Below are 12,304 nucleotides of genomic sequence, written 5' to 3'. Positions count from 1 at the left end.
ATCAGCAGTATAATTCCGTGCATAGGCCACTGAGACTGGTTAATTATATGTTAAGCTGACACCTTGTGTGCATTGTGGTTATTTTTATTTGGAAGGCGCTTTTTTGCCAGAGCTAGTTGCATCCGGTATTGCCTGTTTAAAACAGGACCGACTGTTGTTTGATTCATTAACTTTTACCTTATCAGAGGCCCGACTGGTGCATCTGAAGGGGGCTAATGGCGCGGGCAAAACCAGTTTGTTACGTATTTTATCCGGCTTGTCGCAGCCTGCCAGCGGGCAGATCCTGTGGAATGGTCAGCCGCTAGATGCCCGCTATTACCAGCAGCTTATTTATATCGGCCACAAAAGCGGCCTGAGTACAAATTTAAGTGCGCTGGATAATCTGACCTACTGGTGCGCCCAGCATGGGGTTAGCAGCACCGAGCAGCAGCGCCTCGCCATTTTGGATGAGCTTGGCCTGGTGGGTCTTGAAACCCTGCCGGTGAAATCTTTGTCGGCGGGCCAGCAGCGCCGGGTTGCACTGGCCCGGTTGTGGCTAAAGCCTGCGGCAATCTGGTTACTGGACGAACCGTTTACGGCGCTCGATGTACAGGGTGTGCAGATGATTGAAACCAAAATCCGTGACTTTGTTGACCGGGGCGGGATGGTTATGCTGACCTCGCATCAGGCGCTGTCGCAGCATGCCGGAGACTTTCAGACACTTGAACTGGAGTACCGCTGGTGAGCTGTTTGTATCAGGGGGTGTTCAAACGGGACATGGCACTGGCCTTTCGGCAAAAAGCGGAACTGGCCCAGCCGCTGATGTTTTTACTGATGGTGGTGACCCTGTTCCCGCTGGGCGTGAGTCCGTCCCCGGCCACGCTGCAGTTAATCGGCCCGGGGGTTATCTGGATTGCCGCCATCCTGTCGTCGTTGATGGGTATGGAGCGGTTATTTCGCGAAGACTTTCAAAATGGTTCTTTAGAACAGATGACCTTAAGCGGACAACCTTTGTTTTTGATTGCCGGGGTCAAGGTACTGGTGCACTGGCTGGTCAGTATTGTTCCCCTGTTACTGCTCTCGCCATTGCTGGCTCTGTTTCTGAATCTTTCGCTGCCCATGTATGTTGCCTTACTGGCCACTCTGGTTCTGGGCACACCGCTGTTGTCGCTGATTGGTGCCATTGCGGTGGGGCTGACCGTGGGCCTTGAGCGCGGTAGCTTATTGTTATCGCTGTTGTTGCTGCCGGTTTTTATTCCGTTACTAATCTTTGCCACCTCGGCCGTGGAAGCTGCCGCCATGCAGTTGCCCTACTTGCCACAACTGGCCATTATAGGCGCTATGCTGTTACTGGCTATTGCCCTGGCGCCCTTTGCCATTGCCTATGCCTTAAAAGTGAGTCAACACTGATGTGGAAATGGTTACATCCTTATGCAAAAACAGAGCGGGCTTACGGCCTGTGCTCCACCCTGCTGCCCTGGTTTACCGTGGTGGCTGTGTCAGCGCTGCTTACCGGTACCATATGGGGACTGGTATTTGCACCGGCTGATTATCAGCAGGGCGATTCTTTCCGGATTATTTATATTCATGTGCCGGCGGCCATGTTGTCGATGAGTACCTATGTGGCTATGGCAGTCGCTGCGTTGGTGGGCATTGTGTGGCAGTGGCGCACGGCGTACATGACGATGATAGCGATGGCGCCGGTAGGCGCGGTGATGACCTTTATTGCTTTGTTTACCGGGGCCGCCTGGGGCAAGCCGATGTGGGGCGCGTGGTGGGTATGGGATGCCAGACTGACGTCGGAGCTCATTTTGCTGTTTTTATATATTGGTGTTATAGCCCTTTACGGCGCGTTTGATGATAAACAGCAAGCCGGCAAGGCGGCCGGTGTAATGGCGCTGGTGGGCGTGATTAATGTGCCGATTATTCACTTTTCTGTTGAATGGTGGAATACGCTGCATCAGGGGGCCACGATTACCAAGTTTGATAAACCTTCCATTGCGCCTGAGATGCTGTGGCCGTTGCTGCTCAATATTCTGGGGCTGGCAGCATTTATTGGCGCGCTTACCTGCGCCCGGTTAAAAACCGAAATTTTACGCAGGGAAAGTCAGCGCCCCTGGGTACTGAAGCTGGTGGCGGGGGATAGGGAGTCGGGCAATGCAGTTTGAATCCTTCAGTGATTTTGTAGCGATGGGCGGATACGGGTTATATGTCTGGTTGTCTTTTGGTGTTGCCGGCATCAGTCTGGCGCTGCTGGCAGGCATCTCGCGCTGGGAGCGCAAACGGCTGATACAGGCTATCGGACAGGAGCAACACCGCCGGGCGCGTATTCAGGCAGCACGACAACGTCAGTCAACAGCAGCGCAGCCCGCGCGTAACGAGGAGTTATCATGAATCCAAGACAAAAACAGCGGCTGGGTATTATTGGCGGTATAGCGGTGCTGGTTATCGGGGCCATTGCGTTGATGCTGTTTGCGCTGACCGATAATATTGATCTGTTTTACACCCCGTCTGAGGTGGTTGATGGCAAGCAGGGCCAGAAACCTCAGGTAGGTCAGCGCTTACGCATTGGTGGCATGGTGGTTCCCGGCACGGTGGATCGCGATGTGCAGACCCTTGATGTGGAGTTTGATCTGGTCGATACCGGTGCGCCGGTTACCGTCCGTTATCACGGCATCCTGCCCGATCTGTTCCGGGAAGGGCAGGGTATTGTGGCCACGGGCGTGCTGATATCACCCACCGTGATTGAGGCCCACGAAGTACTGGCCAAACATGACGAAGAATACATGCCCCCTGAACTGGCCGAGAAAATGAAAGGGATTCGGCATGAAAAACCCGACAATGCCTATCCGGCAGCCAGCGGAGATAAAACGTGATCCCTGAGTTAGGTAATGTTGCTCTGACGCTGGCCCTGGTCAGCGCGATTCTGCTAGCGGTTTATCCATTATGGGGCGCCAGTAGTGGTGATGCCAGACTGACCGCAATGGCCCGGCCTCTGGCTATGGTAATGTTTATTTTCACCGCGGTGGCGTTTGTTTGTCTGACCTATGCCTTTGCCACTGATAATTTTTCACTGGCTTATGTGGCTCAGCACTCCAACAGCGATCTGCCCATGCACTTTAAACTTACTGCCGTGTGGGGCGGGCATGAAGGATCTTTCTTGCTGTGGGTACTGATGCTCAGCGGCTGGACGGTGGCCGTGGCTATTTTCAGTCGCAGTATTCCCACAGAAATGGTGGCCAGGGTATTGGCTGTGCTGGGAATGGTGTCTATTGGCTTTTACCTGTTTATCTTACTGACCTCTAACCCGTTTGATAGCCTGCTGCCTTTTTTCCCGATCGATGGGCAGGACCTGAATCCTTTGCTACAGGATTTTGGCATGATCATCCATCCGCCCATGTTGTACATGGGATATGTCGGATTTGCCGTGGCTTTTGCCTTTGCGGTGGCTGCCTTAATTACCGGTCAGCTGGATGCAACCTGGGCCCGGTGGTCACGGCCCTGGGTGATTGCCGCGTGGTCATTTTTAACCGTAGGGATCTGCCTGGGCAGCTGGTGGGCATATTACGAGCTTGGCTGGGGTGGCTGGTGGTTCTGGGACCCGGTGGAAAATGCCTCGTTTATGCCGTGGCTGGTGGGGACTGCTCTGATGCACTCGCTGGCCGTGACAGAAAAGCGCAAAGTATTTAAGTCCTGGACAGTACTGCTGGCGGTCGGGGCTTTTTCGTTAAGTATTCTGGGCACATTTTTAGTACGCTCCGGGGTCATTGTATCGGTGCATTCTTTTGCCAGCGATCCGGCCCGTGGTCTTTTTATCCTGGGGATTCTGATTGTCTTGTCAGGTGGTGCGCTGCTGCTGTACGCAGCCAGAGCCTCTTCACTGCGCAGCACCGGCCGGTATCAGGCATTTTCCAGAGAAGTGCTGCTGATGGGCAATAACCTGTTTTTGTGCGCCGCAACGATAGTTGTGCTGCTGGGGACATTGCTTCCTCTGGTGCATAAAGAGCTGGGGCTGGGCTCCATTTCCATCGGTGCGCCGTTTTTCAACAAAATGTTTGTGTATCTGATTGTTCCGTTTGTTTTTATTTTGGGACTGGGACCACTGGTGCGCTGGAAAAATCAATCAGCCGGGGCCCTGAAGAAGCAACTGCTGGTGGCGGCCGGTATCAGCATCAGTGCTGCATTGCTGCTGTTTTTTGCCCATTCACAGCAATCGTATATGGCTATTTTAGGAATGACTCTGGCCTTCTGGATTCTGGTCTCCTCTGTTCAGGAAGTGCGCCAGCGTATTGCAGCGATGAATCCTGCGCTTAGTCAACCAGCCCGCCTTCGTCAGCTGACCCGCAGTCACTGGGCCATGATCCTCGGGCATGTCGGGTTTGCGGTGACCCTGATAGGAATTACTCTGGTGTCGAATTACGAACAGGAGCGGGATGTTCGTATGGCGCCGGGCGACAGCATTGCCCTGGCAGACTATACCTTTACCTTTGATACGCTGAGTACTCATGACGGCCCTAATTATCATGCCGACCGCGGACAGTTTACGGTGACCCGCGAACAGGCACAGGTAACCATTATGCATCCGGAAAAAAGACTTTATAAGGTGCAGAAAATGCCAATGACCGAAGCGGCTATTCACAGCACACTGACCCGGGATTTGTTTGTGGCGCTGGGTGAGCCCCTCGATGATGGTGCCTGGGCTGTACGCATTTATATCAAGCCTTTTGTTATCTGGATTTGGGGCGGAGGAGCCATTATGGCGCTCGGTGGTATTCTTGCTATCAGTGACAAACGATACCGGATGAGCAAACTGGCCAGAATCAAACGTAATCCCGCTCAGCAGTCTGGCGCGTCAACCCGGGAACTGGCAGGAGAGCAGGCATGAAAAAAAGTCTGGTTGTGGCGATACCGCTCATCATTTTTTTAACGATGGCAGTGTTTTTGTTTAAAGGATTATTTTCGGACCCCCGTGCGCTGGACTCACAGATAAACGGAAAGCCATTGCCCCAGTTTCAGCTGCCCGATCTGATGAATCCCCGGCAGCAGTACACCCCGGAGGATCTGACTGGTCAGGTCACCATTTTAAATGTATGGGGCGTGTGGTGTGTAACCTGTGCGGTGGAAATGCCCTATCTGACGCAGCTTAAAGAGCAGGGGGTACGGTTTGTCGGATTGTACTTTGACCAGGATTTGGACCCTGATTTTGGCACCAAACGTCTTATTGATGTACAAAACGAAGTCGCCGAAATGCTGGCCCAGTATGGCAACCCGTATGCCTTTAACATTTTCGATGTGCAGCGGGACACATCTCTGGATTTGGGTGTGACCGGCGCACCGGAGCATTTTGTTATCGATGCAAATGGTACTGTGAGAATGCACCACGTAGGCGATATCAACGAACGGGTCTGGAACAATAAGGTGGGTCCGATGTATCAGCAACTGGTGCAAGAAGCCGGGGGCAGCCAATGAAGTCACTTGTATGCAGTTTGCTGTTGCTATTGTTCAGTACAGCGGCCATCAGCGCAGATAACCGGTATAACTTTAACTCACAACAGGACCGGGCATTGTTTTTAACCCTGACGGCAGAGCTGCGCTGCCCGATGTGCCAGAATCAGAATATTGCCGACTCCGATGCCATGATTGCCCATGATATGCGGCGAAAGGTGGCCAGCTTGATTCGACAGGGCAAATCTGAGCAGGAAATTATCGATTATATGAAAGCCCGTTATGGTGACTTTGTGTATTACGAGCCGCCGGTCACTGTGGCAACGGTATGGCTATGGGTGCTGCCAGTGCTCTTTACGCTGGGCGGCCTGATTCTGGTGTTAAGAAAGCGCTCAGCCCCGGCTGACGCCGACACCAGGGCCCGTTTGCAAAAGGCCGATCAACTGCTGGAGCGGGATAAATAATGTCGTGGCATGGTTTTCATATAGGCGCTGCGGTGTTGCTCACATTGCTGGTGCTGAGTGTTTTGTTGCCTTGGGTATGGCACAGACAATCCGGCAAAGGACGCTTTGCCAATAATATTGCCCTGGTGCGTCAGCGTCTTGAGGAAATAGACCGGGAAGCGAGTGAAGGCATCATCAGTGAGCAGGATAAACAACAGGCAATAGATGAACTCAAACTGTCGCTGGCAGATGATGAAAACAACCGGAAGCCAGCCCGTCAGCGACGGGTCAGTGGCCTGGTTGTGGCGGTAGGGGCGCTGGTTGCACTTGTTGCCGGAGGGTTAACGTATTATCAGGTTAATCAGCTTGACCAGGTTGCCAGTGCCCGGCAGGCTGTGGCAGCATTGCCGACGCTGTCGCAAAAACTCAGCAGTGGCCAAGCCAGTGACTTTTCAGCAACAGATATAAAAAATCTGATTCTGGCGATTCGCCAGCGTTTACAGCATGAGCCGGATGACGCTCAGGGGTGGATGTTCTTGGGCCGTTTATTGGGCTCGGTCAATCAGACATCACAAGCTGTTGCCGCGCTGGAAAAAGCCTATGCCCTTGTGCCCGATAACATGTCAGTAGTAACCACTTACATACAACTGTTAATGGCCACTGACCAGCGCAACCAGATTGTGACTGCGCAGAATGTGCTTAAAGCGCGGCTGACCTCCAGTCCGGACAACCAGCAGTATGCCCTGATGCTGGCTGTGGCTTCCGCTAAGATTGGGGACCTGGCTACCACTGAACAGTATTTTGAACAGGTGCGTAGTGCGCTGCCGGCAAACAGTGATATTGTGACCTCATTGTCGGCCAGGATCACACAAATGAAATCCGATGCCGCTAAGGTTGGTCAGCAGTCAGTCGCTGATAATAGCAGTGAACCAAAATCCGCTGCCCGGACTAATGAAAGCACCACTGACAATACCGTGACAGTGACCGTTGAGTTATCTGAACGGGTTACAGATAACATCCCGGCGAGCGGATACCTGATTGTATTTGCTCAGGATGCCCGCTCGCAGAATAAAATGCCAGCGGCGGTTGTCAGGCAGCCTCTATCAGCATTTCCGGTTACGGTAACACTAGATAACAGCAGCGCCATGCTGCCGGCTTACACATTGTCCACGCTTTCTGATGTCAGGATTATTGCACGGATTTCTGAAGATAAGGACGTAATGGCCAGCGCCGGAGACTGGCAGGGCGAAATAACGCTTTCACTGGGGGACAAGGCCCATGCAAAGCATAAAATTGTGATAAATAAGGAACTACAGTGATTAAACAACAACGCATGTGGCTGTTCAGCCTCTTGTTGATGTCAGGCATCATGTCTGGTTGTGCGTCAAACAATGCCGAAGAGCGGGCTGAAGAAAATAATCCCGCCAATGTGTCTGATCCCCGTGATCCGTTTGAGTCAGTAAACCGGGAAATGTGGACCTTTAACTGGGAGTATCTGGATGCGTACCTGATTCGTCCGGTGACGGTGGGGTATGTCACGGTAATGCCGCAGTTTGCCCGTACCGGCCTGCTAAATGCTGCCAACAATCTCGAAGAGCCGGCCAACTTTGCCAATAATCTGTTACAGGGCGACTTTGATCAGGGGATGGACAGCCTGGCCAGATTTCTGATTAATTCAACAGTAGGCTTACTGGGCACGATTGATGTGGCCAGTAAAGTTGGTATTGAACGTCAGCGCGAAAGCTTTGGTGAAACGCTGGCAGTGTGGGGCGTGGAAACGGGCCCGTTTCTGATGTTACCCGGCTTAGGTCCGTCTGATCCACGTAGCTTTACTGGTCGGGTTGCTGATGGCTATACTTATCCGAATACCGTAATCAACGGCACCTATTCTATTGCTGCTTTTGCAGTATCTTTGCTGGAAGCCAGAGCATCGCTGATTGACCAGGAGCAGCAGCTGGAAAACTCGTTTGATCAGTACAATTTTGTGAAAAATGCGTACTTCCAGAATCTGGAATTTCGGGTCACCGATGGCGAAGTAGGTCGTCAGGCAGTAGACACCGAGCAACAGCAGGAAGACTTTGCTGAATTTGAATCCCTGCTGGATGACGAGGGTGAAGAATAAACCTTGCCTGGCAGACTGAGACAAGCATAAAAAACCCGGCATAGCCGGGTTTTTAGTATTGATGAGTAAGCGCTATGGCTATTTGGCGTAACCCTGAGGGTTATTGGACTGCCAGTGCCATACGTCTTTACACATATCCTGCAGGCCTTTTTCGGCATGCCAGTTCAACTCTTGTGCGGCTTTAGTCGGATCGGCATAACAGGCTGCCACATCACCATTACGACGCGGGGCCAGTGTATAATTGATAGTCTGACCGGAAGCCTGCTCAAACGCGTTGACCATCTCCAGAACCGAATATCCCTGACCGGTGCCCAGATTATAAACATCCAGTCCCATCGACAAATCAATTCTGTCCAGTGCTTTGAGGTGGCCGTTGGCTAAGTCTTCTACGTGTATATAGTCGCGTACGCCGGTACCGTCTTTCGTATCATAGTCATCACCAAATACACTGAGTTGTTTCAGCTTACCGGTGGCGACCTGCGAGATATACGGCATCAGGTTGTTCGGAATACCGTTAGGATCTTCACCAATCTGGCCAGACGGATGCGCACCCACCGGGTTGAAGTACCGCAACAACACAATATTCCATTCGTCATCTGAGGCATACAGATCGCGCAGTACATTTTCCACCATCAGTTTAGACATACCATAGGGGTTAGTTGGCTGACCGGTCGACATGTCCTCGCGCAGTGGTAATGCGGCAGGGTCGCCGTAAACTGTTGCTGAAGAGCTAAACACAATGTTTTTACAGTTGTGCTGGCGCATTGCTTTACATAACGTGAGCGTGCCGTATACGTTGTTCTCGTAATATTCCAGCGGCTTTTGAACCGACTCACCCACAGCCTTCAAGCCGGCAAAGTGAATTACCGCGTGAATGTCGTGTTGACTGAAAATGTCATCCAGTACGGCGGTGTCGCGGATATCACCCTGCACAAAGGTGACCGACTTGCCGGTCAGGCTCTCTACCCGACGTAAAGATTCAGGGCTGGCGTTGGCCAGGTTATCCAGAACGACAACCTGAAAGTCGCGCTCCAGTAATTGTAACGTGGTATGACTGCCGATATAGCCGGCGCCGCCGGTTACAAGAATGGTTTTCATCATCACTCCTTAGATGGGGATTCAGGCAAAACAAGATACTTTGCACATAACGAGTACTGCACGGGTTTAACCAGCAATGGGTAGAGTAGGAATACTACAAATGCCCACAGCAACGATGACCAATCGTTTGCAGTTCGCATAATAAAAATAAATACCGGCACAATCACCAGCAATTTAAGCACATTCAGTAAGGTCTTTTCCGGAACTGACATTTGTTTGCCAGCAGCCTCAAGTAGTGCCATACGCTCTGCAAGAGGACGGTCCTGTAAGCCAGGGATGTGGCGGGTTGTAAAATAAAAAGCCATACAATAAAACTACATATCTGAAGCTGAATGAAAAAAGCCGGTGTGAACACCGGCTTATATACGTATCATCAGGCTGTTTTGGAGCCTTCAATATCTTCTTTTTCTGCCAGTTTTTCCCAGTAACGGGTTTTCAGTGACAGAGCCAGTACAATAACGCCGATCACTCCGGCAAATTGGGCGATGTAAATAAACAAGCCGGCCATATCATTGGTTTCTTCACCACCGAATGCGCCTGCCAGTACACCTGCAATTACGCTGCCAATTGAGTACGTCAGTACAAATAAGCCCATCATCTGACCGGCAAAGCGGCGCGGTGCCAGTTTGCTGACTGCACTTAGCGCAACCGGGCTCAGACACAGTTCACCCACCGTGTGCAGGAAGTAGGTGGCAACCAGCCAGTACGGCGCGACTTCAAGGCCGCTTGCCGCCAGTTGGGCAGCAAAGAACATTACCACAAAGCCGCTGGCCATAATAATTGTACCCAGCGCACATTTCATGCCGTAGGACGGATCCATCATGCGTTTGCCAAGGTTTATCCATAAGGCCGCAAAGAACGGAGACAGTACAATAATAAAGAACGAGTTTAGCGACTGGAACCAGGCGGTCGGAATTTCAAACGAGCCCAGCATACGGTCGGTATTTTCATTGGCAAAGATATTAAGCGAAGAGCCTGCCTGCTCAAAGCCGGCAAAGAAGCACGCCGAAGCTACACAGATAAGTAGCAGCGCCAGCATGCGTTTTTTCTCATTGCCATCGAGCTGACCCATGAAAAAGATCGCGCAGAAGTAAATCACAAACACGGCTGTAATCAGGTAAGCCACGGATTCTGCCACCGTTACTACATTGATAGTCATCTGGCCCATACTGGTCAGTGCGGTGATAACGGCAACGGTCAGTAAAAAGGCTATAACACCCAGCCAGCTGTTACGCACTCCTGCCTGACTCATCTGTACGGTTGGCTGACATGATACATCCGGGAGTTTATGCTGGGTCATTTTGTATTGAACAAGACCGATTGCCATACCAATGGCAGCTGCACCAAACGCCCAGTGATAGCCTGCTGTCGTCGCCAGATAGCCACAGACCAGGTTACCGATAATGGAACCGATATTAATACCCATGTAATACAGCGTGTAACCACCGTCTCGACGAGAGTCCTTATCGCCGTAGAGCTGGCCAACCATTGCACTGATATTTGGCTTAAGCAGTCCGGTCCCCAGTACCACCAGAATCAGACCGATAAAGAAGGTATCGGTGCTGGGAATGGCCAGTACAATGTGGCCGCTCATAATAATGATACCGCCGTACCATACGGCATCCCGGCCACCGAATAAACGGTCAGCAAGCCAGCCACCGAACAGGCCCATAAAGTACACTGCACCAGTGTACAAACCATAAATAGCGTAAGCATCGTCTTTAGAAAAGCCCAGGCCTTGTTGCTGAATGGCCATGGTCATAAAAATAACCAAAAGTGCGCGCATGCCGTAATAACTCATGCGTTCCCACATTTCGGTGAAAAAGAGTGTCTGCAGGCCCCCTGGATGGCCGAAGAAACTGGTGTCGTTAGATTTTGTTGTCACAATCAGATTCCGTATTATTGTATTTTTAAATATTCGGGTCGTGATGACAGATCTATGCCTGCTCACGTGACGTGCACGATCCCAAAAGTACCGTTGTTATACTAGACGGCACCAAGATACACAAGTAAAGAAAAGGTTAAAAGCCTTGTGCTATATAAGCTGAAAGCGATAAGACCGGTGACCTGAGGGAATAAAAAAGCAGGCCGGAGGGGCCTGCTTTGGTCAGTTTGTTAAAGCTGTTTCTCCAGTAATGGCTGCCACCAGGCTTCATTATCCAGATACCAGTTCAGGGTTTTGCGAATGCCTGAGTTAAACGATTCAAATGGCGTGTAACCCAGCACATTCTGCGACTTGGTAGCATCGATGGCATAGCGGCGGTCATGACCAGGACGATCGGTGACATACGTAATCAGCTCAGCACTGTTACCGGCAGCGACCTGTCTGGCCTGCGGATACCGCTGCGCCAGCGTCTCGTCTTCAGCAAATTTTTCGTCCATCAGCTGACAGATAAGTTTTACAATATCAATGTTCGCCCATTCATTATGGCCACCAATATTGTAATTTTCACCAATCTCGCCCTGCAGTAACACTTTCTCAATGCCGCGGGCATGGTCTTCCACATACAGCCAGTCTCTGATTTGCAGCCCATCGCCGTATACTGGCAGGGCTTTATCATACAGAATATTGGTAATAATCAGTGGAATCAGCTTTTCGGGGAAGTGAAACGGGCCGTAGTTGTTAGAGCAGTTGCTGGTTGTCACCTCAAGGCCGTATGTATGATGATAAGCTCGAACCAAATGGTCTGAGGCGGCTTTACTGGCTGAATACGGCGAATTGGGCGCATAGGCAGTGTCTTCTGTAAACGCCGGGTCATCAGCTTCCAGCGTACCATAGACCTCATCCGTAGACACATGATGAAAGCGGTGAGGCAGCGGATCTTTACCTTCTGAACGCGGGCCGTCCAGCCACACCAGTTTGGCAGCTTTAAGCAACGAGTAAGTGCCGATAATATTGGTTTCAATAAAGGCATCCGGGCCCAGTATTGAGCGATCCACATGAGACTCTGCGGCAAAGTGGACCAGAGTATCGACGCTGTGCTTGCGCAGTAAGTCCACAACCAGATCAGTATCGCAGATATCACCTTTAACAAAGGTGAACTGAGGATTACTTTCCAGCATGGTCAGGTTTTCCTGATTGCCGGCATAGGTCAGTGCATCAAGCACAATAACCTTATCCTGACTGTGCTGTGCCAGCCAGTAGTGAACAAAATTGGCGCCGATAAATCCAGCCCCACCGGTAACTAATAATGTTTTCGCCATGATCTTTATCTCT

Annotated in this window: 14 protein-coding genes; 10 read left to right on the top strand and 4 right to left on the bottom strand. The window is 51.4% G+C overall.

The features are described from left to right. The first annotated feature begins 103 nt into the window (after window positions 1-103). From ccmA to EZV72_RS14240, 10 genes are read left to right on the top strand one after another with little or no spacing between them, the layout of a single operon-like run. Entirely contained in the window at window positions 104-724 is a 621-nt protein-coding gene (gene ccmA, locus EZV72_RS14285) for a cytochrome c biogenesis heme-transporting ATPase CcmA (protein WP_137167861.1), read from the top strand. Then, window positions 721-1,389 carry a heme exporter protein CcmB gene (ccmB, locus tag EZV72_RS14280; protein WP_269747624.1) on the top strand — a complete coding sequence of 223 codons (669 nt, stop codon included), beginning with the start codon at window positions 721-723 and terminating at the stop codon, window positions 1,387-1,389. The genes ccmA and ccmB overlap by 4 nt, the downstream gene beginning before the upstream one ends. Then, complete coding sequence (locus EZV72_RS14275; protein WP_137167860.1) at window positions 1,389-2,147, top strand: heme ABC transporter permease; 759 nt, start codon at window positions 1,389-1,391, stop codon at window positions 2,145-2,147. The genes ccmB and EZV72_RS14275 overlap by 1 nt, the downstream gene beginning before the upstream one ends. Further along, entirely contained in the window at window positions 2,137-2,373 is a 237-nt protein-coding gene (ccmD, locus tag EZV72_RS14270) for a heme exporter protein CcmD (protein ID WP_137167859.1), read from the top strand. The genes EZV72_RS14275 and ccmD overlap by 11 nt, the downstream gene beginning before the upstream one ends. Continuing rightward, window positions 2,370-2,855, top strand: a complete 486-nt coding sequence (gene ccmE / locus EZV72_RS14265) for a cytochrome c maturation protein CcmE (RefSeq protein ID WP_137167858.1) — start codon at window positions 2,370-2,372, stop codon at window positions 2,853-2,855. The genes ccmD and ccmE overlap by 4 nt, the downstream gene beginning before the upstream one ends. Then, window positions 2,852-4,864, top strand: a complete 2,013-nt coding sequence (locus EZV72_RS14260; RefSeq protein ID WP_137167857.1) for a heme lyase CcmF/NrfE family subunit — start codon at window positions 2,852-2,854, stop codon at window positions 4,862-4,864. The genes ccmE and EZV72_RS14260 overlap by 4 nt, the downstream gene beginning before the upstream one ends. Further along, window positions 4,861-5,448: a DsbE family thiol:disulfide interchange protein gene (locus tag EZV72_RS14255; protein ID WP_137167856.1), complete on the top strand. Its 588-nt coding sequence runs from the start codon at window positions 4,861-4,863 to the stop codon at window positions 5,446-5,448. Before EZV72_RS14260 ends, EZV72_RS14255 begins: the two co-directional genes overlap by 4 nt. Beyond that, window positions 5,445-5,888, top strand: coding sequence for a cytochrome c-type biogenesis protein (locus EZV72_RS14250; protein WP_137167855.1), 444 nt, complete (start codon window positions 5,445-5,447; stop codon window positions 5,886-5,888). Before EZV72_RS14255 ends, EZV72_RS14250 begins: the two co-directional genes overlap by 4 nt. Further along, window positions 5,888-7,186, top strand: a complete 1,299-nt coding sequence (ccmI, locus tag EZV72_RS14245; RefSeq protein WP_137167854.1) for a c-type cytochrome biogenesis protein CcmI — start codon at window positions 5,888-5,890, stop codon at window positions 7,184-7,186. Before EZV72_RS14250 ends, ccmI begins: the two co-directional genes overlap by 1 nt. Before the next feature lie 14 nt (window positions 7,187-7,200). Then, window positions 7,201-7,989: an MlaA family lipoprotein gene (locus tag EZV72_RS14240; protein ID WP_137168770.1), complete on the top strand. Its 789-nt coding sequence runs from the start codon at window positions 7,201-7,203 to the stop codon at window positions 7,987-7,989. Window positions 7,990-8,067: 78 nt separating this feature from the next. Here EZV72_RS14240 and galE read toward each other — a convergent pair whose 3' ends face one another. The 4 genes from galE to rfbB form a co-directional block, all read right to left on the bottom strand. After that, the gene (gene galE / locus EZV72_RS14235; RefSeq protein ID WP_137167853.1) at window positions 8,068-9,087 is read right to left on the bottom strand and encodes a UDP-glucose 4-epimerase GalE; all 1,020 of its coding nucleotides are present in this window, start codon (window positions 9,085-9,087) and stop codon (window positions 8,068-8,070) included. Window positions 9,088-9,089: 2 nt separating this feature from the next. Further along, entirely contained in the window at window positions 9,090-9,392 is a 303-nt protein-coding gene (locus tag EZV72_RS14230) for a DUF6170 family protein (protein WP_137167852.1), read from the bottom strand. A 68-nt stretch (window positions 9,393-9,460) separates the two neighbouring features. Further along, entirely contained in the window at window positions 9,461-10,972 is a 1,512-nt protein-coding gene (locus EZV72_RS14225) for a peptide MFS transporter (RefSeq protein WP_137167851.1), read from the bottom strand. 230 nt (window positions 10,973-11,202) lie between these two features. Next, window positions 11,203-12,291, bottom strand: coding sequence for a dTDP-glucose 4,6-dehydratase (rfbB, locus tag EZV72_RS14220; RefSeq protein ID WP_137167850.1), 1,089 nt, complete (start codon window positions 12,289-12,291; stop codon window positions 11,203-11,205). Window positions 12,292-12,304: the final 13 nt, after the last annotated feature.

The organism is Salinimonas lutimaris (assembly GCF_005222225.1).
GTDB lineage: Bacteria > Pseudomonadota > Gammaproteobacteria > Enterobacterales > Alteromonadaceae > Alteromonas > Alteromonas lutimaris.
The sequence above is the reverse complement of the archived record's forward strand: the minus strand, read 5'-3'. Positions and strand labels throughout refer to the sequence as shown.